We start from the raw sequence: 23,391 nt of genomic DNA, 5'->3' as shown, positions 1-23,391 counted from the left end.
CCATGCGCGTCCTGGTGATCGACAACTACGACTCCTTCGTGTTCAACCTGGTGCAGTACCTGGGCCAGCTCGGCGTGGACTGCGAGGTCCGCCGCAACGACGAGATCGACGTCGCCGAGGTCGGCACGGTTGGCGCCGACGGCATCCTGCTGTCGCCAGGGCCGGGCAGCCCGGACCGGGCCGGCATCTGCCTGGACGTCATCCGGAAGTACGCGGGCAAGCTGCCGATCTTCGGCGTCTGCCTCGGCCATCAGGCGATCGGCGAAGCGTTCGGGGCGACAGTGACGCGCGCCCCCGAACTGCTGCACGGAAAGACCTCCGAGGTACGCCACAACTCGGTCGGCGTACTCGCCGGTCTGCCCGACCCGTTCACCGCCACCCGGTACCACTCACTCGCCGTGCTGCCCGAGACGCTCCCCGACGAGCTGGAAGTCACCGGCTGGACCGGCTCCGGCGTGGTCATGGCGATGCGGCATCGGACGCTGCCCATCGAGGGCGTCCAGTTCCACCCGGAGTCGGTGCTCACCGAGGGCGGCCACCTGATGCTGGCGAACTGGCTGGCCAGTTGCGGTCACCCCGAGGCGCTGGAGCGGGCACCCGCGCTGGCCGCCGAGGTGGACGCCCGTCGTCTGGCAGCCTTCGCCACCGCCTGAGGGCCGGACGTCAGGGCCCGGTCACCGGACCTCGCGCCTGCCGGGTCAGCCTCGCAGCGCGTCCTGGACCGCGGAATTAGCTGGCGAACGCACCGCCGGCGGTCGGCCGCGCACCGCGTCCCACGCCGCCTTGCCACTGGCGAAGTAGTCCCGGACCGACTTCTCGGCCAGCAGGGCAGCGCCGCAACCGTCACAGCGGGCGGTCACCCCGTCGACGTCGACGCCGAGCTGCCGGCACAGCGTCACCGCCCGGGACAGGTGGTACGACTGGGTGACGATCAGGGCCCGCTCGACGCCGTACACCTCGCGCGCTCTCGCGCAGCTGTCGTAGGTGTCCAGGCCGAACGGGTCGGCCACCACCCGACGCCTGTCGACGCCGCGCTCGGCGAGGTACGTCGTCATCACCGCCGGCTCGTCGCCGGACGCCCCGCCGCCGTCGCCCGACACGAGGACGACTGTGGCCCGCCCGCTGGTCACCAGCTCGGCGGCGGTGTCCAGGCGGCCGGCGAGGCGGTCACCCGGTCGCTGCCGATCGGCCGCCACCTCGGTGCCGAGCACGATCACCACATCGGCAGCCGGCGCGTCGGCGGCGGCGTACACGTGCCCGCGTGCGGCGAACGTCGTCCACAGCCACGGGGAACTGGCGAGCACCAGTACGACGAGACCTGCGACGGCCAGCCGGCGGAGGCGGCGAGGCCACCGCCGTACCGCCCCGACCGGGGACGCCGCCGCCTCGGTCATGCAGATGCCCTAGTCCTGGGGCCGGCCCGGCGGAGGTGGAATCGGCAGACCGATGCCGCCCCCGCCGCCGGGAGTGGTCGGTGTGCCCGTCGGTGTGGTCGTCGGCGTGGTCGTCGGCGTCGGGTCGGTCTCCGGCTCGGGCTGACTCACCTTGATGGTCACCCTCGTGCCGGTGGGCTTCTTCTCGTTGCCGTTCGGGCTCTGGTCGGTGACCTTCCCCGCCTGGTCGGCAGGCACCTCCGGCCCTTTTTGCACGACGACAGTGAAGCCGTCGTTGCGGAGGACGCGGGTGGCCTCCTCCTGGCTCAACCCGACGACGTCCGGCACCTCACGAACCTTGCCGTTCGAGACCGTGAGCGTGATCTTCGTGCTCTCGGGGACGCTCTCGCCCTCGGGCGGATCGACTTTGAGAACCTCGTCCTGGCTCGCCTCGTCGTCCACCGTCTTGATGTCGTACTTGAGCTTCGCCTCGGTGAGCCGGGCGATGGCGCTCTCCCGCTTGCTGCCCTTGAGCCCGGCGGGAACGCGCACCTCGGGCTTACCGCCACAGATCTGAATGGTGACAGTGCCGTTCTGCCTCACCTGGGTGGTCGGCAGCGGGTTCTGCTGAACGACAGTGCCCTCGGTGCAGTCACTTGCCAGCACCGGGTCACCCACCTGTGGTGACAGACCGGCCTTCTGGATCTCGGCGATCGCCACGTCCCGGGCCTTGCCGGTGAGGGTGGGCACCGACTTCAGCTCGTTGCCCTTCTGCTGGTCCCAGAGCAGGGCGGCGACCAGGGCGATCACGGCCAGCACGCCGACCGCGCTGAACAACGCGATCAGGAACGAGGACGCCTTGCGCTGACGGGGATCGCCCACCCGGGCCGGGATCTGCCCGGTCTGCGGCCCACGGCCGGCAGCCGGATAGCCGCCCCCACCGCCGGCCGGGGCCATCGCCACCGTCTCCGCTTCGCGCAGCACCGGGGTGGCCAGCACGGGCCGGCCGGCGGCGGCGCGGAGCAGGTCGGCCCGCATCTCGCCAGCGCTCTGGTAACGGTTGAGCGGGTTCTTCGACAGCGCCTTGAGCACGATCGCGTCGACCGCCGGGGTGACGTCCGGGTTGATGTCGCTCGGCGTCGGCGGCGTCTCCCGGACGTGCTGGTAGGCGACGCTGACCGGGCTGTCCCCGACGAACGGCGGGTGCCCGCAGACCAACTCGAAGAGCACACAGCCGGCCGCGTACACGTCGGAGCGGGCGTCGACGGCCTCGCCGCGCGCCTGCTCCGGGGAGAGGTACTGCGCCGTACCGATGACCGCGCTGGTCTGGGTCATGGTGGTCGCACCGCTGGCCAACGCCCGGGCGATGCCGAAGTCCATCACCTTGACCTGGCCGGTCTGGGTGAGCATCACGTTGCCGGGCTTGATGTCCCGGTGGATGATCCCGTGCCGGTGGCTGAACTCCAGGGCGGCGCACATGTCGGCGCAGATCTCCAGCGCACGGCGTGGTTGCAGTCGCCCCTCGGCGCCGAGGACCTCCTTCAAGGTCCGCCCGTTGACGAACTCCATGACGATGAACGGCAGCGTCTCACCGGTCGGCGCGGTCTCCTCGCCGGTGTCGTAGACCGCCACGATGGCCGGGTGGTTGAGCGAGGCGGCGTTCTGCGCCTCCCGACGGAACCGCATCTGGAACGTCGCGTCCCGGGCGAGGTCGGTGCGGAGCATCTTGATCGCGACGTCCCGACCGAGCCGGAGATCGCGACCACGGTGCACCTCGGCCATGCCGCCATAGCCGAGCAGCTCGCCGACCTGGTACCTGCCACCGAGCAGGCGGGCCTGCGCTGTCATCGCGTCTGTCGTCCTTCGCTCGTCGTCGTCCCGCCGTCGCCCGGCTGGAGTCGTACCTCTCGACGGTACGACGTCCGGGTCGGATCGTCGCGCCCGTCGAGTCGTAGCGCGCCGGACGTCACGGTGCGCGGCGCAAGCCCGGCGGATGCGCCGTCCTGCGACTGCTTCCGCAGGTTGTAGGAAATCACGCCAGAGCAGAGCAGGACCAACACGGCCAGCAGGATGGCGAGAAGCACCATCCCAGGCCGGGACCGCTGGGGCTGGGGCGACGGCGTCGCCGGGCCGGCCTGCCGGACGTACGCCGGCGGGTGTTCCTGCCGGGGCGGCCCGGACGGAACGGCTGCCGCACCGCGTGGGTAGCCGTTCGGGGGCCCCTGCGGGCGGACGGGCTGGACGGCCGGCGCGACGGCGGTGGGGCGTGGCTGTTGGGCGGGTGCGACAGCGGTCGGCCTCGCTCCGGCCACCGGCGGGCGGGCGGCCGGCGGACGCATCTGGTGCGCCTGCGGCACCTGGGCCCGGCCCGGCGCGGCCGGCGAGGCGGGCGCCGCGGACACCGGCCCGGAGTTCGCGCCGGCCCGAGCCTGCTGGGAGAGCGCGGCCTTGAGCTGACGGGCGACCCCGGCGAGTGCGGCGGCGCTCGGCCAGCGGGCGGCCGGATCCTTCGCCAACGCCCGTTCGACCAGAGCGCGCACCTGCGGAGGGATGTCGGCCGGCAGTGGCCGGGGTGTCTCCCGGACGTGCCGCATCGCGATGTCGAGGGGGTTGTCGCCCTCGAACGGCCGCCGACCGGCCAGGCACTGGTAGGCGACAACGCCCAGGGCGTAGACGTCGGATGCCGGGGTGGCCACGCCACCGGTGGCCTGCTCCGGTGAGATGTACGAGGCGGTGCCGAGCACCGAACCGGCGGCGGTGAGCTGGCCGACCATGTCGGAGCGGGCGATGCCGAAGTCGGTCAGCACCAGTGTGCCGTTCGGCCGGACCAGCAGGTTGCCCGGCTTCACGTCGCGGTGCACGATGCCCTTTTCGTGGGCGGCGTGCAGCGCGTCGGCGGCCTGCGCGACGAGGGCCATCGTCCGCGCCGGGGTGAGCCGGCCGACCCGGCTCAACGTGGACGACAGGGCGTCACCCTCGACGTACTCCATGACCAGGAAGGCGATCTGCTGGTCGTTGCCGAAGTCGTAGACGTCCACCACGCCGGGATGGTTGATGGTGGCCATGGTGCGGGCTTCGCCGCGGAACCGCTCGCCAAAGTCCGGGTCGTCGAGCAGGGCGGGGAGCAGGCTCTTCACCGCGACCGTCCGGCCGAGCACCTGGTCGGTGCCGCGCCAGACGTCGCCCATGCCGCCGCTGGCGATCCGCTCGTCGAGACGGTACCGGTTGCCGAGCTGCACGCCGGGGCTGAGCATGTCAGCGACCCCCTGGGTCGGCGATGGCGGCCTTCATGATCTGGCCGGCGATCCGCGCCGCCTCGGCGCTGCCACCGGGGCCGGCCTGCTCCAGCATGACGCAGACAGCGGAGACCGGGTTGCCGTTCTTGTCCAGGGCGAAGCCGATGAACCAGCCGTGGTCGGGCCGGTCCGGGGCGGACTGGGCGGTTCCGGTCTTGCCGCCGACCGTGTAGCCGCTGATCGCGGCCTTCTTGCCGGTGCCGTTCTGGACCACGCTGACCATCATCTCGCGCAGGTCGGCGGCGACCTGCGGCTCGACGGGCTGGCGCAGCTCCCGCGCCTTCGCGCTGTAGTAGCTGGTGGTCCGGTCCGGCGCGAGCAGTTGCCGCACCAGGTAGGGCCGCATCTGGCTGCCGTTGTTCGCGATCGCGCCAGCGATCATGGCCCCTTCGAGCGGGGTCATCCGGACGTTGTTCTGGCCGATCGAGGACTGGGCCAGTGCGGCCGGGTCCGTGCTGCCGTCCGGGTTCTGGATGTCGCCGGTCCGACTGGCCGCAGTGGGCAGGCCGCCCTCACCGAGATGACCGACGGTGAGGTCCTCCTGCTCGAAGCCGAACTGCCGGGCCTTCTCCTTGAGGGTGTCGGCTCCGAGTCGCACGCCGAGCTGCGCGAAGCCGGTGTTGCACGACTCGGTGACCGCCTCCAGCAGGGTGACCTTCGGCTCCGGGCAGATCGAGGCGGCGGCGTTACGGATCGGGGTGCCCGAGGTGGGCGGGGTCCAGCTGGAACCGGCCGGGATCTGGGTGGACTTGGTGATGCCGTTCTCCAGTGCCGCTGCGGCGACCACAATCTTGAAGGTGGAGCCCGGCGGCAGTGTCTCGTCGAGCGCGCGGTTCTTCAGCGGTTCGGCCGGGTCCTGCTCCAGCTTCTTGTACGCCACCGTCGCCTCGTTGGTGTCGTGGCTGGCCAGCGGGTTCGGGTCGAAGCTCGGCATGGAGACCAGCGCCTGGACGGCACCGGTACGCGGGTCGATGGCGATCGCCGCGCCCCGCTTCGCACCCACCTCGTTGTTGCGCAGCTGGTCGTACGCCACGTCCTGGGCCCGCTTGGAGAGCGAGAGCAGCACGTTGCCGCCGCCGGTGTCGTCGCCGGTGAACATGTCCTTCAACCGGTCGCCGATCAGCTGGTCGCTGGTGCCGGCCAGGAAGTCGTTCTCCACCCGCTCGATGCCCTGGTCGGCCAGGTTGACCGGCTTGTAACCGAGCACGTGGGCGTACTTGGCGCCGCTGGGATACATGCGCCGGAACTTCAGGTTGCCGGTGGTCTCCTTGCTGGTGGCCAGGGCCGTGCCGCCAGCCTCGATGTTGCCGCGCTTGCGGTCGTACTCGGCGACCTGGACCCGACCGTTGTAGTCGCTGGTCCGGTATTCGTCGGCCTTGTAGGCCTGGATCCAGTTGAGGTTGGCGAAGAGCAGACCGAACAGGACCATGACGACGACGCCAACACGGCGCAGGGGTGCGTTCACGGCTTGATCACCTCCGTGGGAGCACCGTGCAGCTGCTCGGGCGGGCCGCCGCTGGGACGAGCCGCCTTGCCGCCGCCTCCTGCGGTCACCGGTCGGCGGGCGCCGTCGGAGACCCGCAGCAGCACCGCGATGAGCAGCCAGTTGGCCATCAACGACGACCCGCCGGCGGACAGGAACGGGGTCGTCTGACCGGTCAGCGGGATGAGCTTGCTGATCCCGCCGACGATCACGAAGACCTGGAGGCCGAGGGTGAACGCGAGACCGCCGGCCAGCAGCTTGCCGAACGAGTCCCGTACCGCCAGCGCGGCGCGCAGCCCGCGCTCCACGATGAGCAGGTAGACGACCAGCAGCGCGGAGAGGCCGAAGAGGCCGATCTCCTCACCGATGCCGGCGAAGATGAAGTCGTTCTGCACCTCGGGCAGGATCTCCGGCTGACCGCCGCCCGGCCCGGCACCGAAGAGCCCGCCCGTGCCCAGGGCCAGCAGGCCCTGCACGAGTTGGTAGCCCTTGTTGGTCGGGTCGGCGAACGGGTCGAGCCAGATCTCCGCCCGCACGTAGAAGTTGGCGAACGGCCCGCCGACCGTCGAACCGAGGACGTAGGCGAGATACGCGCCGCCGAAGAAGAGGACAAGGCCGATCAGCAGCCAGCTGACCCGTTCGGTGGCGATGTAGAGCGTCACCACGAACATGCCGAAGTAGAGCAGCGAGGTGCCCAGGTCCTTCTCGAAGACCAGCACCAGGACGCTGATCAGCCAGACGCCGACCACCGGCCCGAGGTCGCGGCCACGCGGAAAGTCGATGCCGAGGAAGCGCCGACTGGCCAGCGAGAGCACCTCACGCTTGCGCACCAGGTAGTAGGCGAAGAAGACCAGCAGCGCCAGCTTGGCGAACTCACCCGGCTGGATGGAGAAGCTGCCGACCCGGATCCACAGCTTCGCGCCGTTGATCTCGGAGATGCTCGACGGCAGCACCGCCGGGATCATCACCAGCACGATGCCGGCCAACCCCAGGGTGTACGCGTACCGCGAGATCGACCGGTGGTCGCGCATGATCGCCAGCAGAGCGGCGGCGAGGATCACCGCACCGAGCGTCCAGGCGAGCTGACGCCCGCCCTGCCCCGCGAAGACGGCCAGGCTCTCCCGCTCGGCCACCGGGGCGTCGCCCAGGTCGATCCGGCGCAGGAAGCCCACCCCGAGCCCGTTGAGCAGGGCCACCGCCGGCAGCAGCGCCGGGTCGGCGAACGGGGCCAGGAACCGGATGACCAGGTGCAGGCCGAGGAAGACCGCGCCGAGCGCGGCGGCCGGCATCCAGAAGTCCGAGGTGACCGTGTCCAGCAGGTTCGCCTCGACGGTCGCCCCGTACGCGGCCACCAGCACCATCGCCAGCAACAGCAGGTACAGCTCGGCGTTGCGGCGCGACCGCGCCAGGCGTACGCCGGATTGCTCGCCCGCAGTGGCGGGCGAGGGTGCCGGTGTGGCCGCTACGGTCACGGGTGGAGTCCTCAGGATCTCAGCCGACGCTCACTCAGGAGACCGGCAGCCGGCCGTGTCGAGCGCCGGCGGGGCCGAGTCGGAGGGCGTGACGTCGGGTGTGGTGGTCGCGCCGGCAGCACCGAGAGCGGTGGTGGCACCTGCGGTCGGGCTTGCGCTGACAACCCCGTTGGGGGTCGGCGACGCGTTGGCGCTCGGGCTGCCGTTCGGGGTGGGCGTCGAACCGAGTGGCGTCGGCGTCGGCGTGGTGACCCCGACGGCGGTCGGGTCGAGCGGGCAGAGCGGCTTGAGGTTGGGGTTGCTCGGCGTGTCGCTGGTCAGCTCGGCGAGCTGACGCTCGGCGTCCGGCTCACTCTTCGCCCGGATGCCGACCTTGACGGTGTCCTGTGCGGCGACGGTGAGGTCGTCCAGGCGGGTGCCGCTGCGTTGGTGCACGCTGGACAGGTCCATCCCGGCGATCTGACCCTGGACACCGCGGAAGACGGCAACCTGGCCCTCTTCGGTGGCTCCCACGTAGTACTGCCGCTGGGTGTACGTCCAACCGCCGAACGACGCACCGCCGACGATCACCAGCAGGGCCAGCGCCATGGCGGCGGTCCGGACCGGGCGTCGCTTCGGCCGGTCGGCGTCATCGTCGGAGGCCGCCGGCTCCTCGGGCGCGGCCGGACGCGGCGCGGAGAGCGCCGACGCTCGGGCGGCCGGAGTCGAGTTGTCGGCGGAGGTCGCCATGCCACGGTCCCGGGCGGCGGCGCCGCCCACGATCGGGGTCGCCTCGACGATGTCCTGGTCGGTGGCGTCGGCGATGATCACCGTGATGTTGTCCGGCCCACCGCCGCGCAGCGCGAGCTGCACCAGCCGCTCGACGCACTGCTGCGGGTCGGTGTACTCCCGCAGGGTCTCGCCGATGGTTTCGGCGCTGACCACACCCGAGAGGCCGTCGCTGCAGATCAGGTACCGGTCGCCGGGCATGACCTGGCGGACCGAGTATTCCGGGTCGATGTCCCGACCGTCGAGGGCGCGGGTGAGCAGCGACCGCTGCGGGTGACTGCTCGCCTCCTCGGCGCTGATGCGGCCTTCGTCGACCAGCATCTGGACGTAGGTGTCGTCCTTGGTGATCTGCGCGAACTCGCCATTGCGCAGCAGGTAGGCCCGCGAGTCGCCAATGTGGACCATCCCCAGCTTGCTGCCGGTGAAGAGGGTCGCCGTCAGCGTGGTGCCCATCCCCTCCAACTGCGGGTTGGCGTCCACTGTGTCGCGGAGTTGTTGGTTGGCGGTGCCCACTGCCGAACGCAACGCGTCGACGAGAGCGTCCCCTGGGACGTCCTCGTCGAGCGGCGCCATGGCACCGATGACGATGTTGCTGGCGACGTCACCGGCGGCCATACCGCCCATGCCGTCGGCAACGGCGAGTAACCGCGGCCCGGCGTAGACGGAGTCTTGATTGCCGTCTCGGATCAGACCGCGGTCGCTGTGGGCCGCATAGCGCAGGGTCAGAGTCATGGCCGTAATTCGAGGGAAGTGCGGCCGATCCGGATCGGCACGCCGAGGGGGACGGGGGTTGGTCCGGAGACCTTAGCGCGATCGAGGTACGTGCCGTTAGTCGAGCCGAGGTCCTCGACGTACCACTGCCCCTCACGCGGCATGAGCCGGGCGTGTCGCGCGGAGGCGTAGTCGTCGGTGATGACCAGGGTGGAGTCCTCAGCCCGACCGATGGTGATCTGCGCTTCCCCGAGAGTGATTTTGGTGCCGGCCAGCTGACCGGCCGTCACCACCAGTTGGTGCGCCGCTCTGCCCCGTTTCACCTTCGCTGGCTTGGCCCCCTGCCCCGTCGAGGCGCCCACCGCGCGTGGCGCGGCCACCAGACGACCGGACCGGGCGCCCGCGAAGAGGTCCCTGCGGATCACCCCGACCACCGTGAACACGAAGATCCACAGCAGGATCAGGAACCCGAACCGGGCAACGGTGATGACCAGTTCCGGCAAGGCGGGTCAGCCGTCCACGCGGAAGGTCAGCGTCGTCGTCCCGAGCTGGACCATGTCACCGGGGTTGAGCGCGACGGCGGAGACCCGCTGCCCGTTCACCATGGTGCCGTTGGTCGAACCCAGGTCGGTCAGCACGACCTGGCCACCGTCGAAATCCAGCCGGGCGTGTCGCCGGGAGATGCCGACGTCGGGCAGACGCAGGTTGGCCTGGTCGCCGCGACCGATCACCGTCGACCCCATCTGAAGGGGGTAGGTGCGACCGTCGCCGGAGACCAGCCGCACGTTGCGACCGCCACCGTGCCCGGGCGGCGGGCCGTAGCCACCGCCCTGGTCGTACGCGGGGTAGGCGGGCGGGCCGGCGTCGTAGCCGGGCGCCGACACCGGGGCGACCTCGCCGCCGGTGTAGACCTCGGCCGTGACACGGAACATGCCCGTGTCCAGGCCCTCGCCTCGCTCGATCTCGACGATCACGTCGCCGTAGACCGTCCACGCCTGCTCGCCGATGAACTCCGCCTGCGACTGGGCCAACTCCTGGGCCAGCGCGGCGGCGTACGGCGCCAGCCGACTGTGGTCGAACGGCGAGAGATCGATCACGTAGCGGTTGGGCACCAACGTGCGCCCACCGGCCAGGATCGCCTTGTGCGCCTCGGCCTCCCGCTGCATGGCGTTGAGGATCTCCACGGGGTGGACCACCCCTTTGAAGACCTTGGCGAAGGCCCCTTCTACCAGGCCTTCCAGACGCTTCTCGAAGCGTTGCAGCACGCTCACCGGCTCCTCCTCGGGTCCCGAGGACATGATGGTATCCGGCCGGCGCGCGCGCAGCTCACACGCCGCTCGGCCGGCTGCTCTCGACCCGTTCGGAAGGGCCGGGATTGTCGTGCTAATCTTTCGTCCGCCACGAACGGTAATCGCTCGTGGCGAGCGTCAGGGACAGCGTAGTATTCCCGAGGCCCGTTGGAGACAGCGGGGCCGGGCAGCTAGAGTGTTCCGGGTTGTGCCACGGGGATGTGGCGGAATGGCAGACGCGCACGGTTCAGGTCCGTGTGCCCGAAAGGGCGTGGGGGTTCAACTCCCCCCATCCCCACCACCGACGAGGGCTCCGCTTTATGCGGGGCCCTTCCGTCATATCGGGGCGTGCTGGACGTCACGCTATGCTCCGATGGATTCTGCCTCCGATGGACCAGGAGTGGCGTGTGAGTGTCGCGTTGGTGACAGGGTCGGGTGGTCTGATCGGCTCCGAAGCGGTCCGGCATTTCGCCGGCCTCGGTCTGGACGTCGTCGGCATCGACAACGACATGCGCCGGTACTTCTTCGGCGAGGACGGCTCCACCTCGTGGAGCCTGGAACGGCTCGGCCGTGACCTGGGTAACGCGTACACCCACTTCGCGGTGGACATCCGGGACCGGGACGGCCTGGAGCAGGTGTTCAAGAAGTACGGCTCGGACATCGCAGTGGTGATCCACAGCGCTGCCCAGCCGAGCCATGACTGGGCAGCCAAGGAGCCGTACACGGACTTCGACGTGAACGCCGGCGGCACGCTCAACATCCTGGAGAACACCCGCCGGCACGCGATCGACGCGCCGTTCATCCACTGCTCGACGAACAAGGTGTACGGCGACCGGCCCAACAGCCTGCCGCTCATCGAGTTGGAGACCCGGTACGAGCTGCCCGAGGACCACCGCTGGTACCAGGGCATCACCGAAGAGATGTCGATCGACCACTCGCTGCACTCGGTCTTCGGCGCCTCCAAGGTCGCCGCGGACGTGATGGTCCAGGAGTACGGGCGCTACTTCGACATGAAGACCGCCTGCTTCCGGGGCGGCACGCTGACCGGCCCGGCGCACTCCGCCGCCGAGCTGCACGGGTTCCTGGCCTATCTGATGCGCTGCGTCATGGAGGGCCGGACGTACAACCTCTTCGGCTACAAGGGCAAGATGGTCCGGGACGCGATCCACTCGCACGACGTGCTGACCGCGTTCGAGGCGTTCTTCCGGGCCCCGCGATCCGCGGAGGTCTACAACCTCGGTGGCGGCCGGCACTCCAACACCTCGCACATCGAGGCGTTCCGGATCGCGGAGGAGATCACCGGCCGTGAGGCGCAGATCAACTACGTCGAGCAGAACCGCACCGGTGACCACCAGTGGTACGTGAGCAGCATGGCCCGGTTCGAGGCGCAGTATCCGGACTGGAAGATCACCTACGACGTGCCGATGATCCTGCGGGAGATCTACGAGGCCAACGTGGACAAGTGGGTGGCCCAGCCGTGAGCGCCCGGACGAAGCGCAACGTGCTCGGCGTCCTGGTCGACGCCACCGACTACGCCACGGCGACCGACGCGGTGGTGACCGCGGCACACGAACGGCGTCCCCTCGCGCTGACCGCGTTGGCAGTGCACGGTGTGATGACCGGGGTGCTCGACCCGGCACACAACGCGCGGCTCAACTCCTTCGACGTGGTGACGCCGGACGGGCAGCCCGTGCGGTGGGCGCTCAACCTGCTGCACCACGCGGGGCTCAGCGACCGGGTGTACGGGCCGACCCTGACCCTGCACGTGCTGTCGCGCTTCGCCGACGAGGGGCTACCGGTCTACCTGTACGGCTCGACCGAGGAGACCCTCGCCCGGTTGATCCCGGCCCTGGAGCAGATGTTCCCGGCGCTGAAGATCGCCGGGGTGGAGCCGTCCAAGTTCCGAGCCGTTCAACCCGGTGAGGACGCCGAGATCGCCGACCGGATCCGGTCCAGTGGCGCCCGGTTGGTGCTGGTCGGGCTCGGCTGCCCGCGCCAGGAGGTCTTCACGTACGCCATGCGGCCGCTGCTCGACATGCCGCTGATGGCGGTCGGCGCGGCCTTCGACTACCACGCCGGGCTGCTGCGCCAGCCCCCGCCGTGGATGCAGCGCGTCGGCCTTGAGTGGTTCTGGCGCCTCGGTCTGGAGCCGAAGCGGCTCTGGCGCCGCTACGTCATCCTCAACCCGGCCTACCTGAGCCGGCTCGCCGCGCAGAAGACCGGCCTGTGGAAGGCCCGCCCGCCGGCCCCGGCCACCGAGCGGCCGGCCACCTTCTCGGTCTGAGCTTGATCCGTACGACGCGAGGCCCCACCCGGCGTGCCGGATGGGGCCTCGATCGTCAGGGCCTCGGTCGTCGGAACCCGATCAGACGGTCAGGGTCCAGGTGTTGATGTAGCCGGTGTCGGCCGAGTAGGTGTCGCGCACCTGGAGTCGCCAGATTCCGTCGGCGGCCTCACCGGACACGTTGACCGTGTACGTGGCGTTCACGTTGTCGGCGCTGTCCGAGGTGCTGCTGTTCTTCAGCCGGTACGAGCTGCCGTCCGGGGCGAGCAGATCGATGACCAGGTCACCGCGGTAGGTGTGCACGATGTTCACCGCCACGGTGGAGGCCGAGGAGGCGTTGCGACCGCAGCCGGAGATGGTGATCGAGCTGGTCACCGCCGAGCCGGCGTCCGGGATCGACACGTCGGTGCCGTTGGTGCCGGTGCAGCCGGTGGGCGGCGGCGGGGTGGTGCCGCCCGTGCCGACGTAGAGCAGCAGGTTCGGCGAGCCCGAGCCGGGGTTGCCCACCACGTTGGGGGTGGCGTTGGCCACCAGTTGGTTGCGGACCTGGGCCGGGGTCCAGCTCGGGTTGGCGCTGGCCACCAGGGCCGCAGCTCCGACCACGTGCGGGGTGGCCATCGAGGTGCCGCTGATCGTGTTGGTGGCGGTGTTGCTGGTGTACCAGGCCGAGGTGATCGACGAACCGGGCGCGAAGATGTCCAGGCAGGTGCCGATGTTGGAGAACGACGAGCGGGCGTCCGTGCTGGTCGTCGAGCCTACAGTGATGGCTTCCGTGGTGCGCGCCGGTGAGGTGTTGCAGGCGTTCGCGCCGCTGTCGTTGCCGGCCGCGAGACCATACGTGACACCCGAGGCGATCGAGTTGCGGACGGCGTTGTCCAGCGAGGTGTTCGCGCCGCCGCCGAGGCTCATGTTCGCCACCGCCGGCTTGATCGCGTTCGCGGTGACCCAGTCGACGCCGCCGATCACACCGGCGTTGGTGCCACTGCCGGAGCAGTTCAGCACCCGTACGCCGACGAGCTGGACGCCCTTGGCCACCCCGTACGCGGACCCGCCGACGGTGCCGGCCACGTGCGTGCCGTGCCCGTTGCAGTCGTCGGCCGACCCGCCGTCCACCGCGTCGTAGCCGGAGGTGGCCCGGCCACCGAAGTCGTTGTGCGAGAACTTGATGCCGGTGTCGATGATGTAGGCGTGCACGTTGCTCGCCGTGTTCGGGTAGGTGTAGGAGCTGTCCAACGGCAGGTTGCGCTGGTCGATCCGGTCGAGGCCCCAGGAGGGCGGGTTGGCCTGCGTGCCGGAGATCGAGACGGTGTGGTTCTGCTCGACGTATGCCACAGCCGGGTCGGCCGCGATCCGGGCCGCCGCGCTGGCGCTCACCTTGACCTCGAAGCCGCGCAACGCCGCGCCGTAGGTACGGGCCACCGTGCCGCCGTGGCGGCCGGAGAGCCGCTTCGCGGTGTCGCCGACCCGGTCCCGGGCCACGGCGCTGTCCTTGAGTACGACGATGTAGCTGTCCGGCACGGCGGTGGCTCCGCCGGCGGCCCGAACCACACCCACGGGTTCGGCGGCCAGGGCTGGGGTACCGACGGCCAGCACGGTCGCCGCGGCCACCCCGATCAGTACGGACCTTCGTGGAAGACCCATTTCCTACCTCCCTCTGACCGGCGGTGGAACGTGACCACCGGTCCCAACATCAATCGACACTTGCCGATCTAGCTGAGGGTAGGTCAGCCGTCGGGCAGTTGAACATGTCGAAACGGCCATACCTTCGAGTGATGACCCCCTACGGGCCTGGCGTCCGGGGCGAACGGGGGGCACGCCCGGATTCGCTCCGCCCGGATTCGGGAAAGACTCTCGAACATGGAGAGTCAGCTCAGCATCCTGCTCCCGGTCGCCACCGTCTGGCTGGCCGCCGGCGTCGTTGCCGACGGCCTTCCTCGGCTGCGCAACACCCGCATGCTGCGTCGGCGTACCGGATGGTTGCTGGTGCTGGCCCTCACCGGCCTGGCGCTCACCGCCGCCGTGCTCGGCGGCGGGCTGTTCAGCGCCGGCACCGCTCCGATCGACCGGGCCGCCGCCGGGCTCACACTGGCCGCCGGCCCGGCGCTCGTGGCGACGGTCTGCTCGGTACGACGGATCCGCCGGCTGTGGGCCGGCGCGGGCGCGTTCGCCAGTGCCCCCGCCACCCCCGCGCCGCACGGGCTGCGCGCCGCCGCGGCCCACCCGCTCGTCGGGCTGCCGCTACAGGTCACCGCCCTGGCCACGGTGCCGGCGTTGATCGCCGCCGCTGGCGCCGACCTCGGGGCCGACCCCGGCGTCACCGGGCCGGCCATCACCGTGGGCGCGCTTGCGGTGATCGCCATCGGGGTCCGGCACGCGCTACGCCACAACCGCCTCGCGGAGCGGGCCCAGCCCGCCGTCGCAGGGTCAACGCGGGCGGCTGGCGCTCTGCACGTATAGCAGTTCCAGGATCGACCTGGTCGCCTCGAACCAGCGGTCCAGCCAGTCCTGCGAGGGCACTGTGCCCTTCGGCGGCAACTCCATCAGCAGACCACGCAGCAACGGGTGGTCCGCCAGGGACTCGGGCGGCTCCATCGGCCAGCCCGCCGGTGGGAACGACGGCTCGATCAGCGGGTTCGGGTCCAGTGAGGGCAGCGACAGCGGAGGATCCGTCGTCTCGGAATCACCCTCCCGCCCGCTCAACTCCTGGTCGGTCGAGACCACCTCGGTCAGAACCGTGTCCCGACGAGCTCCGCGGTACTTGCCACCGAACCGCTCCGGCTTGGCCGGACCGGTGGTGAGGTTGTCTGAACCGATCGTCGTCATCCGTCTCGCCTAATCGCTCGGTTGCGGGTCGGTGCGGCGGGTCGTCGACCAGCGCCGTACCGACCGGTTCAACGAGACGGGGACGCTCTGGCGACGGGAATCCCGACGGAACCTGGCCGACTCCTGCCGCTACGCGGCAGTCAGTCGCGCCTACCGCGGACACGGCGGAGTCCCCGTCCGGCGAACCGGACGGGGACTCCACTGACCAGTCGGTCAGACCGCGCCGAACACACCACCCCTGGTGCCGGCAACGAAGGAGTGCCAGTCACCCGGTGCGAAGACCAGGGCGGGGCCCGCCTTGTCCTTCGAGTCCCGCACTCCGACCGCCCCCGTCACGTACGCCACCTCCACGCAGTTGTCACAGTTCGGCCCGCTCTTCGAGCTCTTGAACCATGCTGCCTGCGTCAGGTCCACGGGGAACCCTTTGGTCGCCATTTCCACAACGGCTCCTCTGCCAGTTTTGCGATGTGTGCGACGGACTCCTCCGGACGTATGGCCGCAGCGCGGATGTGATCGAAGATGAAGCTGTACTTCTGCAGTTCGTCGCTCTTCTCGAGGAAGAGCCCACCCGTGGCGTTCTCCGCGTACACAACATCCGGATCACCGGGCTCAGGGAAGCTGAGGATCGTGAAAGTGCCGTCCATGCCGGCATGCGCACCCACCTCGAAGGGCAGGATCTGCAGCGTCACGTTCGGCAACTCGGCCACCTCGACCAACCGCTTGAGTTGACCGCGCATCACCTCGTCCCCGCCCACCGGCCGACTTACCACCGCCTCATCGAGCACCACCCACAGATCGACCGGATCGTCCTGGGTCAATAACGACTGACGGCCCAAACGGACACGCACTCTTTGATGCACCTGATCGGCGGTGAAGTCCGGCCGAGCGGCACGGATCATGGCCCCGGCGTACTCCTCGGTCTCCAGAAGACCCGGAACGACCTGCTGTTCGTACGCCCGGATCGAACTGGCCGCCGCCTCCAGCCCGACGTACGCGCCGACGAGCACGGTGCTGTAGGGGTGCCACCAGCCCTTCTGGCGGGCCTCCCGGGCGATCTGCACGAGCTCGTCGCTCTCGGCGCCCACGACGCCGTAGATGCGCAGCATGTCCCGCACGTCGCGTGGGGTGGCCGTGGTGTGCCCGGTCTCGATCCGGGAGACCTTGGACGCCGAGCATTCCAACTGTTCGGCGACCACCTCGATGGTGATTCCGGCGGACTCCCGCTGGCGACGCAGCTCGGCCCCGAGCCGCCGCCGTCTGATGGTGGGACTGCGCCGCTCGCTCATCGCGCAACCCCGTGAGTCACTGGTCTCCGCCGCTGGCTGCTCGACCCCACTCGGGCTACCTCCGGTAACGCGCCTCTGGGTGACACCCGCCGGGGGCGCGACCGTCGACCGGCGAGCGTTCGCGACGAAGGGGGTGGTGCCGGTCCTCGGCCGGCCGCGACGGGCGAAACCGATCCCCAGTCTGCCGTCCGGACGCGGATGGCTTCAATAGGCCTTTCGCGCGACACGCTCACGTATCGGCAAAAGTCGACGTGCAACTTGCATGAAGCACGTCCCTGATGCACTCTGTCCGTATGGCACGGATCACTCAGCGTCTCCGTTCGGTCCCTCGGAGTGGTGACCCCACCGCTTCGGGGAAGCCGGGCACGACGCGGGCCCGGCCGACGACAACGCGACCTGCTCCGGGGTAAGGACCCCGCCGCTGCAAGCCGGCAAGCTGCGGCGGCGGGCGCGTTCCCGGAAGCAACCGGGTGGTGGTCGGGTGACGGCACGTCACCAGCGGGGTACGGCCCGACCACTGCCATCCGCACCACCGGTTCACGAGGCACGACCCCGTCACCGGCCGAGACGTCCCCCGTTCAGGCACCGCCGGCGCAATCGCCGGCCGATCCTCCCCAGGAGCCCATGTGCTTCCCCGCACCGGTGACGTACTGCATGTGACACGCGCGGCGAGTGTCCAGTTCCTCAGGCCGATCAAGTTCCGGGTGATCCGGGTCCTCGACTGGCCGACCTATGACGGCTGGCTGTGGCTCGACGGCTACGAGTTGAACACCGCGGGTGACGCTGTCACCCGACGGTCGATCTTCGTCCAGCGGGAAGGGTTGCAGCAACTGCAGGCCGCCCCCGAACCCCGTCCGCACACCGTGCGGGCCCGCCGCCCGGTCGCGCGTACCCCGCTCCGGGTGGGCTGACCGACCCGAACCGCCGCCGGTGGGCGTGCCATCGCCATAGAATCGGTACGCCCACCCCGGCACGTTCCACCCGCTCGTCCAGGACCCTGACCCTGGGATGGTCATGGTCAATCAGCCCGCCCTGCGGCGGCACCACCGCTCTCTTATCGCCTATGCCTTTGGACTCCTCGCCCTCCTCGGGGCGATGGCGACACTCCTGGTCCTCGCCCGCGACCCGGCGATGTCGTCCACCCGGCTGACCGCACCGGTGCCCGCGCCGGAGATCACCGTGCTCGACTCCGACCCGCCGACGGGCGACGGTCAGTCGGTCTACGAGAAACCCGGCTGGACCGACACCGACACCGACACCCCGGCCGACCCGGCTGGTGGTACCGACCGGACCGGGCCGGTGTCCGGGCTGGGTGCCGGCGGCCAGTCCGACCGCCGTCAGGAACTCACCGAGGCCGCTCCGGCTGGGCACAGCGCCACGGACATCCGCCATTCCCTCTTCTGGTCCGGCATCTTCGGCCTCGCCATCTCGCTGGCCGGCATCGGCCTCGTCGGCACCCGCCGCCGGATGTGGTGACCAGCGGTCACGACGTGCTCGTCACAGTGGGGCTCGGTGTGGTCGGGCTCGCCCCGGTCGAGGGCTGAGCCTGGGAGATGATCAACAACACCTCGTCGTCGGTGGAAACCGACGTGCCGGCGTCCGGCTCGGTGCCCACCACGGTCCCGGGTGGCAACTCCGACGGGCGGTACACCACCCGGTAGGTAAGGCCGAGCCGAGCCAACAGCCCTTCGGCGGTGGCCTGCGGCAGGCCGGCGAGCGGTGGCACCGGCAGCTCGTCCGGCGCTTCCGTGGTCGGCGAGCTGCTCGGCGACTCACTGGTGGGCGCCGCCGACGTGGGGGCTGCGCTGGTCGGCAGGGCGCTGGGTGCACTGGTCGGCGGAGGGGACGGGGTGGGCCCGCGATCGTCCCGGTCGTCGTCCTGCTGGGAGAGCACCAGCCAGAGCGCGCCCCCGAGCAGGCCGGCGAGCAGCAGCGCCAGTACGCCCCAGAGGATCGGCGACCACCACCGCCGACCACCCTGCTCCTCGACGTACCACTCACCGCCGGCGTCTTCCGGTCGGGGCGAGCGCACCTCGGCCCGGCCGGACCAGGCCGGCGGTATCGGCGCCGTCCGGTCGGCCGGCGGGCCCGGCCGGGTGCCGGCGGACCGGTCGATCGGCATCGTCTCGTCGGCCGGCGGGCCCGGCTGGGTGCCGGCGGACCGGTCGATCGGCATTGTCTCGTCGGCCGGCGGGCCCGGCTGGGTGCCGGCGGACCGGTCGATCGGCATTGTCTGGTCGGACGAAAGGTCGGGACGAGCCGGGACGGTCCGGTCGATCGGTGCCGTCTCGTCCGGTCCGTCGGCGGCGGGCCCGGTCGGGGCCGGCCGATCAGCGGAGGAGGGCAGGGGTCGGGTCCGGTCGTCGTCGTGCTCGTCGGCGGGAGGCTCCTGGCGGTCGTCGCTCATCGCACGTCCTTTCCCGAACCCGGACGGGCGTCATGGCCCTCGACCGCCAACCTAGTCGCCCACACCGCCATCGGTGGGGACCAGCGTGCCGAGCCGCGCCGGCTGTCGGCGAGACAGGACGCGGTACGAGGCGCGAACCCGCCGGCCTGGAATCAGGGAGTGGGTTTCGGGGTCGGCTGGCCGTCGGAACCACACCAGATGCTGACCTGGTCGTTCCACCGGGCCGGGCCGTCCTCGGCGGGCTCCTGCCGGCTGACCTTTCCAGTACGTCCGCTGAGGTAGCGCGGGTAGAGGCCCTCGTCGACCAACTCGTCGGCGGCGTCGGCGCAACTCTCGCCGACCACGTCCGGCACCTCGGCGGCCGGCGCCGGCCCGGCAACCTGGAGTTGCACAGTCGTCCCCCGGGCGACCTCGGTGCCCACGTCCGGTGTGGTGCTCTCGACCGTACGGCCGACGCCGCCACCGAAGACCAGCCGCCAACCGAGCCGCTGCTTGCGCAGCGCCTCCCGAGCCTGCTCGAAGTCGGTGCCGATCACCGGCGGCACGGTCAGGCCGGCTGCCTTGGTCGGGGCGGCGGAGGTCTGGACCGCCGACGGTGTCGGTCGGCCGCTGCTCGGCCGGGGTGCGGTGGGCCGGGTGGTCGACGCGCCAGCCGTGGTCGCAACGGCCAGCGGGTCACCGGAGGATGTGTCGTCCTCGCCGGCCAGCAACCAGCCGCCGGTCGCACCCACGGCGGCGAGCAGCACCGCTGCCAACCCACCGCCGAGCACAACGCTGGCCCGGCCCGCACCGCCACCGGCGGCATTCTGCTGGCCCGTGTTCGTGTCCGTCATAACGCCCACCGCCTCATCACCGGCGACCGTACCGCCCGCCGCCCAACCCGCCCGCACCGGCGGTCCACACCGGCGGGTCTCTGCGACTCGCCGCGCCGACGACGGGACGTTACGCTGCCCGGCATGGCCAGACAGGGCTGGGGAGTGTCGATCGCGACGGCGATCGGGGTCGCTGCCGGCGCGGGTGCCGCACAACTGGGCTTCGGCTACGGGCTCGGCGTCATCACCTGGACGCCCACCGATGCCGGTGCGACCGACACAGCCTGGGCGGACGGCCTCGCCTGGGCCACCTGGCTCGCCGCCAGTTCGACGGTCCTCGGCGCGGTCTGCGCGCAGCGGCTTCACCAACGCAACGCCCCGGCGAAGACAGTGATCTCTCCGGAAACCTCGCCAGACGGTGCTGCCCCTCAGGAGGGCCTGCGGCTCGACGAACGGCGGCCGGAGCACGACAGCCCGGTCGACGGGCCTTCACCGGTCGTCGACACCGCCCGCCCGGAGGTGGCGGGCACGCCACCAGCGGCGGCCGACTCGCCGGTCAACGACCGGGGCGGCCTGCTGCGCCGGGTGGCAGTGGCGCTTGGCGCCGGGCTGGGCGGGCTGGTCACCGTCCTGTTGATCGCGGTACCCGCACGGGTCGCGACCGGCGCGGACACCGGCGCCCCGCAACGCACGGCCGCCGTACAGGCGACGCTGGGCATCCTGATCGGCGTACTCGTCGCGATCTGGGCGCTTCGCTCCCGAGCCGCCGCGGTCAACGTGACAGCGACGGCCGCCTGGCTCTGGCTGCTCGCGGTGATCTCCGTCATCGACGGGGTACGCGTCGGACGAGGGCTGACCGGCGCGCAGCTCGGTACCTGGCAGTTCGACCCGGACCACGCCCGGTACTGGATCGGGGGCCAGATCTACTGGCCCGGTGCGCTGCTGGCACTGGTGCCCGCGCTGCTGATCGGCGTACTGGCCGCTCGGCGGTCCGCCCGCTCGGGCGGACACCGCGTGGGTGCGGCGGCCTCCGGCGCGGCGGGCCCGGTGCTCGTCGCGCTCGCGTACCTGACCACCCTGCCGCACTGGTCGACGCTGGGCCCCGCGCAGCTGTCCACCCAGCTGATCGCCCCGTACGCGGTGATCGCCGGTATCGGCGGCTCTGTTCTGGCCGCCCGACTCGGCGAGCGCAGCGAACGGAACCGCCCGGCCGAACAGAACCGCCCGGCCCGGCCGAGTGCTGTGCCTCGGGACACGGTGACCGACCCGGCCCCGGTGACCGGGACCGAGCCGCCGGTCTCCGGCGCGACGGGCGAACCCACTGCGTCGACTGCCGGAGCCTCGGCCTCGACGGTTGACACCACGGGGCGCCGCAGGAAGGTCAGCGTTCCGTCGCAGATGCCCAGGACAGGCTCGCTGCCGGGCGAAGCCACCGCCGCACCGCAGCTGCCCGCTCCGCGTACGGACCCCGACCGCTCGGATCCGACCCCTCCCACCGAAGCCACGACGAAGGACACGGCCCCGAGCAGCCGCCGCACCCGCGCAGCCCGCCGCCCCACCACCGACTAACCCCGCCCGGCCGCCCCGGCCCGGCCGCCCCCGCCCGGCGGCCCTCACCCTGTTGATCATGAAGTTATTGCCACCTCGCTCGGCGTGTCATGGCAACAACTTCATGATCAACGCGCTTCGAGGGGGGTGGGTGGGGTGCAGGGGTGCAGGGGGTTAGGTGGTTGGCCAGGTGTGGACGGGTTCGTTGGTGCGCTGGAGTTCGGCGTAGCGCTGGACCATGTGGTGCAGCGCGGCAGGCCGGTCCATGCCGTGGCGCCGCTCCGCCGCCCAGACCGCCTCGGTCTGCCAGACGGCGCCGTTGCGGCCGGTACGGCAGCGCTGCTCGATGATGTCGAGCAGCCGGTCCCGCTGTGCCGGGGCGACGCCGAACCCGTCCAGGCCGGTGGCAGCGGTGGGCAGTAGTTGGTCCAGGACCAGCTTGGTGACCGGCACGTCGCCGAGCCCGGGCCAGTGCAGCACGGCGTCGAGGCCACGTCGGGCGGCGGCGTGGAAGTTCTCCTCGGCGGAGCTGAAGGTGAGTTGGCTCCAGATCGGGCGGTCGGCCTCGGCCAGGCCGCGTACCAGCCCGAAGTAGAAGGCAGCGTTGGCCAACATGTCCACCACAGTCGGGCCGGCCGGCAGCACCCGGTTCTCCACCCGCAGATGGGGTCGGCCGTTCATGATGTCGTAGACGGGACGGTTCCACCGGTAGACCGTGCCGTTGTGCAACCGCAACTCCCCGAGCTGTGGCACACCGCCGGCGTGCAGGACCTCCACCGGGTCCTCGTCCTCGCAGATCGGCAGCAGCGGCGGGAAGTACCGGACGTTCTCCTCGAACAGGTCGAAGATCGAGGTGATCCACCGTTCGCCGAACCACACCCGCGGCCGTACGCCCTGGGCCTTCAGCTCGTCCGGTCGGGTGTCGGTGGCCTGCTGGAACAGGGCGATCCGCGTTTCGGCCCACAGTTGGCGGCCGTACAGGAAGGGGCTGTTCGCCCCGACCGCCACCTGCACCCCCGCGATGGCCTGGGACGCGTTCCAGTAGTCGGCGAAGCTGTCCGGGGCGACCTGGAGGTGGAACTGGAGGCTCGTGCAGGCGGCCTCGGGGGCGATCGAGTCGGTGTGCGTGCGCAACTGCTCGACGCCGCGGATGTCCAGCTCGATGTCCTCGCCCCGGGCGCCGACGATCTGGTCGTTGAGCACCCGGTAACGCTCGTTGGTGGAGAGGTTGTCCTCGACCAGGTGCCCCTCGGTGAGGGTGGGCAGGATGCCGACCAGGACGATCTTCGCGTCGGATCTGGCGGCACGCTCGTCGGCCCGGGAGAGGCTGCCGCGCAGGTCGTGCTCGTAGTCGGCGAAGCCGTTGCCCTCAATGAGTCGGGGCTCGGCGTTCAGTTCCAGGTTGAACTGCCCCAATTCGGTCTGGAAGAGGGGGTCCGCGATGTCGGCGAGGATCTCCTCGTTGCGCATCGCCGGCTCGGCGGCCGAGTCGACCAGGTTGAGCTCGATCTCCAGACCGGTCATCGGCCGGTCGGCGTCGAAGCCGAAGTCGTCCAGCATCAGGGCGAAGACGTCCAGGCACCGCCGCACCTTCTGCCGATATCGGACGCGATCATCCCGGGTGAAGGCGCCCTCTGAGACGTCCCTGCCCATGTGTCCTCCCGACGGCCGGCGCGGTCGGGATCATCCCGTCCCGGAAGCGCTTTGTGAAGCATCCACGGTAAGAGCGCCCACCTGACCGGGGCCAGAGGCCGACGGCGGTGATCCGACGTCGACCGGGGCGGACGCGCTCGTGGCGCCATCTGTACCCCGCCATCGACCGGCTGGACCCGAAAGCGG

General features: G+C 70.8%; 22 protein-coding genes and 1 tRNA gene. 8 read left to right on the top strand and 15 right to left on the bottom strand.

Annotation, left to right across the window (positions count from 1 at the left end):
- Positions 1 to 2: 2 nt before the first annotated feature.
- The gene (locus tag ABZU43_RS01345; RefSeq protein ID WP_355004615.1) at positions 3 to 653 is read left to right on the top strand and encodes an aminodeoxychorismate/anthranilate synthase component II; all 651 of its coding nucleotides are present in this window, start codon (positions 3 to 5) and stop codon (positions 651 to 653) included.
- Positions 654 to 698: 45 nt separating this feature from the next.
- On the opposite strand, the gene ABZU43_RS01340 is transcribed toward ABZU43_RS01345, so the two are convergent.
- From ABZU43_RS01340 to ABZU43_RS01305, 8 genes are read right to left on the bottom strand one after another with little or no spacing between them, the layout of a single operon-like run.
- Positions 699 to 1,394 (bottom strand): ElyC/SanA/YdcF family protein, encoded by a 696-nt coding sequence (locus tag ABZU43_RS01340; protein WP_355004614.1) that lies wholly within the window; start codon positions 1,392 to 1,394, stop codon positions 699 to 701.
- Positions 1,395 to 1,403: 9 nt separating this feature from the next.
- On the bottom strand, positions 1,404 to 3,221 hold the full coding sequence (pknB, locus tag ABZU43_RS01335; protein ID WP_355004613.1) for a Stk1 family PASTA domain-containing Ser/Thr kinase: 1,818 nt from the start codon (positions 3,219 to 3,221) through the stop codon (positions 1,404 to 1,406).
- Positions 3,218 to 4,627, bottom strand: a complete 1,410-nt coding sequence (locus ABZU43_RS01330) for a protein kinase (RefSeq protein WP_355004612.1) — start codon at positions 4,625 to 4,627, stop codon at positions 3,218 to 3,220. Before ABZU43_RS01330 ends, pknB begins: the two co-directional genes overlap by 4 nt.
- Position 4,628: 1 nt before the next feature.
- Positions 4,629 to 6,134, bottom strand: a complete 1,506-nt coding sequence (locus tag ABZU43_RS01325; protein WP_355004611.1) for a penicillin-binding protein 2 — start codon at positions 6,132 to 6,134, stop codon at positions 4,629 to 4,631.
- The gene (locus ABZU43_RS01320; protein ID WP_355004610.1) at positions 6,131 to 7,624 is read right to left on the bottom strand and encodes an FtsW/RodA/SpoVE family cell cycle protein; all 1,494 of its coding nucleotides are present in this window, start codon (positions 7,622 to 7,624) and stop codon (positions 6,131 to 6,133) included. Before ABZU43_RS01320 ends, ABZU43_RS01325 begins: the two co-directional genes overlap by 4 nt.
- Before the next feature lie 30 nt (positions 7,625 to 7,654).
- The gene (locus ABZU43_RS01315) at positions 7,655 to 9,124 is read right to left on the bottom strand and encodes a PP2C family serine/threonine-protein phosphatase (RefSeq protein WP_355004609.1); all 1,470 of its coding nucleotides are present in this window, start codon (positions 9,122 to 9,124) and stop codon (positions 7,655 to 7,657) included.
- Complete coding sequence (locus tag ABZU43_RS01310; protein ID WP_355004608.1) at positions 9,121 to 9,606, bottom strand: FHA domain-containing protein; 486 nt, start codon at positions 9,604 to 9,606, stop codon at positions 9,121 to 9,123. Before ABZU43_RS01310 ends, ABZU43_RS01315 begins: the two co-directional genes overlap by 4 nt.
- Before the next feature lie 6 nt (positions 9,607 to 9,612).
- The gene (locus tag ABZU43_RS01305; RefSeq protein WP_007454122.1) at positions 9,613 to 10,401 is read right to left on the bottom strand and encodes a DUF3662 and FHA domain-containing protein; all 789 of its coding nucleotides are present in this window, start codon (positions 10,399 to 10,401) and stop codon (positions 9,613 to 9,615) included.
- Positions 10,402 to 10,607: 206 nt separating this feature from the next.
- Here ABZU43_RS01305 and ABZU43_RS01300 point away from each other — a divergent pair.
- The 3 genes from ABZU43_RS01300 to ABZU43_RS01290 all read left to right on the top strand — a co-directional run bounded on the left by ABZU43_RS01300 (position 10,608) and on the right by ABZU43_RS01290 (position 12,676).
- Positions 10,608 to 10,693, top strand: a tRNA-Leu gene (locus ABZU43_RS01300).
- A gap of 64 nt (positions 10,694 to 10,757) precedes the next feature.
- Positions 10,758 to 11,873, top strand: coding sequence for an NAD-dependent epimerase/dehydratase family protein (locus ABZU43_RS01295; RefSeq protein ID WP_238687678.1), 1,116 nt, complete (start codon positions 10,758 to 10,760; stop codon positions 11,871 to 11,873).
- The gene (locus tag ABZU43_RS01290) at positions 11,870 to 12,676 is read left to right on the top strand and encodes a WecB/TagA/CpsF family glycosyltransferase (protein ID WP_355004607.1); all 807 of its coding nucleotides are present in this window, start codon (positions 11,870 to 11,872) and stop codon (positions 12,674 to 12,676) included. The genes ABZU43_RS01295 and ABZU43_RS01290 overlap by 4 nt, the downstream gene beginning before the upstream one ends.
- Positions 12,677 to 12,757: 81 nt before the next feature.
- Here the strand turns inward: ABZU43_RS01290 and ABZU43_RS01285 are convergent, their stop codons facing one another.
- Complete coding sequence (locus ABZU43_RS01285) at positions 12,758 to 14,317, bottom strand: S8 family serine peptidase (protein WP_355004606.1); 1,560 nt, start codon at positions 14,315 to 14,317, stop codon at positions 12,758 to 12,760.
- Between the two features lie 216 nt (positions 14,318 to 14,533).
- Here ABZU43_RS01285 and ABZU43_RS01280 point away from each other — a divergent pair, with 216 nt between their 5' ends.
- A complete protein-coding gene (locus ABZU43_RS01280; protein ID WP_355004605.1) occupies positions 14,534 to 15,133 on the top strand; it encodes a hypothetical protein in 600 nt (199 codons plus the stop codon).
- Here ABZU43_RS01280 and ABZU43_RS01275 read toward each other — a convergent pair.
- From ABZU43_RS01275 to ABZU43_RS01265, 3 genes are all read right to left on the bottom strand, one after another.
- Positions 15,101 to 15,499, bottom strand: a complete 399-nt coding sequence (locus ABZU43_RS01275; protein WP_355004604.1) for a hypothetical protein — start codon at positions 15,497 to 15,499, stop codon at positions 15,101 to 15,103. The genes ABZU43_RS01280 and ABZU43_RS01275 overlap by 33 nt on opposite strands.
- A 213-nt stretch (positions 15,500 to 15,712) precedes the next feature.
- On the bottom strand, positions 15,713 to 15,934 hold the full coding sequence (locus ABZU43_RS01270) for a DUF397 domain-containing protein (RefSeq protein ID WP_091396369.1): 222 nt from the start codon (positions 15,932 to 15,934) through the stop codon (positions 15,713 to 15,715).
- Complete coding sequence (locus ABZU43_RS01265) at positions 15,904 to 16,785, bottom strand: helix-turn-helix transcriptional regulator (RefSeq protein WP_091396372.1); 882 nt, start codon at positions 16,783 to 16,785, stop codon at positions 15,904 to 15,906. Before ABZU43_RS01265 ends, ABZU43_RS01270 begins: the two co-directional genes overlap by 31 nt.
- A 626-nt stretch (positions 16,786 to 17,411) precedes the next feature.
- Here ABZU43_RS01265 and ABZU43_RS01260 point away from each other — a divergent pair.
- Both ABZU43_RS01260 and ABZU43_RS01255 read left to right on the top strand, forming a co-directional pair.
- A complete protein-coding gene (locus ABZU43_RS01260; protein ID WP_355004603.1) occupies positions 17,412 to 17,696 on the top strand; it encodes a hypothetical protein in 285 nt (94 codons plus the stop codon).
- Positions 17,697 to 17,880: 184 nt separating this feature from the next.
- Positions 17,881 to 18,261: a hypothetical protein gene (locus tag ABZU43_RS01255; protein WP_355004602.1), complete on the top strand. Its 381-nt coding sequence runs from the start codon at positions 17,881 to 17,883 to the stop codon at positions 18,259 to 18,261.
- A gap of 7 nt (positions 18,262 to 18,268) precedes the next feature.
- On the opposite strand, the gene ABZU43_RS01250 is transcribed toward ABZU43_RS01255, so the two are convergent.
- Entirely contained in the window at positions 18,269 to 19,192 is a 924-nt protein-coding gene (locus ABZU43_RS01250) for a PASTA domain-containing protein (protein ID WP_355004601.1), read from the bottom strand.
- 152 nt (positions 19,193 to 19,344) lie between these two features.
- On the bottom strand, positions 19,345 to 20,025 hold the full coding sequence (locus ABZU43_RS01245) for a PASTA domain-containing protein (protein ID WP_355004600.1): 681 nt from the start codon (positions 20,023 to 20,025) through the stop codon (positions 19,345 to 19,347).
- A 123-nt stretch (positions 20,026 to 20,148) separates the two neighbouring features.
- Here ABZU43_RS01245 and ABZU43_RS01240 point away from each other — a divergent pair, with 123 nt between their 5' ends.
- A complete protein-coding gene (locus ABZU43_RS01240; protein ID WP_355004599.1) occupies positions 20,149 to 21,573 on the top strand; it encodes a hypothetical protein in 1,425 nt (474 codons plus the stop codon).
- A 153-nt stretch (positions 21,574 to 21,726) separates the two neighbouring features.
- Here ABZU43_RS01240 and ABZU43_RS01235 read toward each other — a convergent pair whose 3' ends face one another.
- On the bottom strand, positions 21,727 to 23,205 hold the full coding sequence (locus ABZU43_RS01235) for a glutamate--cysteine ligase (protein WP_355004598.1): 1,479 nt from the start codon (positions 23,203 to 23,205) through the stop codon (positions 21,727 to 21,729).
- Positions 23,206 to 23,391 lie beyond the last annotated feature (186 nt).

Source organism: Micromonospora sp. NPDC005205 (assembly GCF_040608275.1).
GTDB lineage: Bacteria > Actinomycetota > Actinomycetes > Mycobacteriales > Micromonosporaceae > Micromonospora.
This window is presented reverse-complemented; position numbering and strand designations above follow the sequence as displayed.

Coding starts and splice junctions, on each gene's coding strand:
- ABZU43_RS01345 (WP_355004615.1), top strand. CDS start 3: ATGCGCGTCCTGGTGATCGACAACTACGACTCCTTCGTGTTCAACCTG.
- ABZU43_RS01340 (WP_355004614.1), bottom strand. CDS start 1,394: ATGACCGAGGCGGCGGCGTCCCCGGTCGGGGCGGTACGGCGGTGGCCT.
- pknB (WP_355004613.1), bottom strand. CDS start 3,221: ATGACAGCGCAGGCCCGCCTGCTCGGTGGCAGGTACCAGGTCGGCGAG.
- ABZU43_RS01330 (WP_355004612.1), bottom strand. CDS start 4,627: ATGCTCAGCCCCGGCGTGCAGCTCGGCAACCGGTACCGTCTCGACGAG.
- ABZU43_RS01315 (WP_355004609.1), bottom strand. CDS start 9,124: ATGACTCTGACCCTGCGCTATGCGGCCCACAGCGACCGCGGTCTGATC.
- ABZU43_RS01305 (WP_007454122.1), bottom strand. CDS start 10,401: ATGTCCTCGGGACCCGAGGAGGAGCCGGTGAGCGTGCTGCAACGCTTC.
- ABZU43_RS01295 (WP_238687678.1), top strand. CDS start 10,758: ATGCTCCGATGGATTCTGCCTCCGATGGACCAGGAGTGGCGTGTGAGT.
- ABZU43_RS01285 (WP_355004606.1), bottom strand. CDS start 14,317: ATGGGTCTTCCACGAAGGTCCGTACTGATCGGGGTGGCCGCGGCGACC.
- ABZU43_RS01280 (WP_355004605.1), top strand. CDS start 14,534: ATGGAGAGTCAGCTCAGCATCCTGCTCCCGGTCGCCACCGTCTGGCTG.
- ABZU43_RS01275 (WP_355004604.1), bottom strand. CDS start 15,499: ATGACGACGATCGGTTCAGACAACCTCACCACCGGTCCGGCCAAGCCG.
- ABZU43_RS01270 (WP_091396369.1), bottom strand. CDS start 15,934: ATGGCGACCAAAGGGTTCCCCGTGGACCTGACGCAGGCAGCATGGTTC.
- ABZU43_RS01265 (WP_091396372.1), bottom strand. CDS start 16,785: ATGAGCGAGCGGCGCAGTCCCACCATCAGACGGCGGCGGCTCGGGGCC.
- ABZU43_RS01255 (WP_355004602.1), top strand. CDS start 17,881: ATGGCGACACTCCTGGTCCTCGCCCGCGACCCGGCGATGTCGTCCACC.
- ABZU43_RS01250 (WP_355004601.1), bottom strand. CDS start 19,192: ATGAGCGACGACCGCCAGGAGCCTCCCGCCGACGAGCACGACGACGAC.
- ABZU43_RS01245 (WP_355004600.1), bottom strand. CDS start 20,025: ATGACGGACACGAACACGGGCCAGCAGAATGCCGCCGGTGGCGGTGCG.
- ABZU43_RS01240 (WP_355004599.1), top strand. CDS start 20,149: ATGGCCAGACAGGGCTGGGGAGTGTCGATCGCGACGGCGATCGGGGTC.
- ABZU43_RS01235 (WP_355004598.1), bottom strand. CDS start 23,205: ATGGGCAGGGACGTCTCAGAGGGCGCCTTCACCCGGGATGATCGCGTC.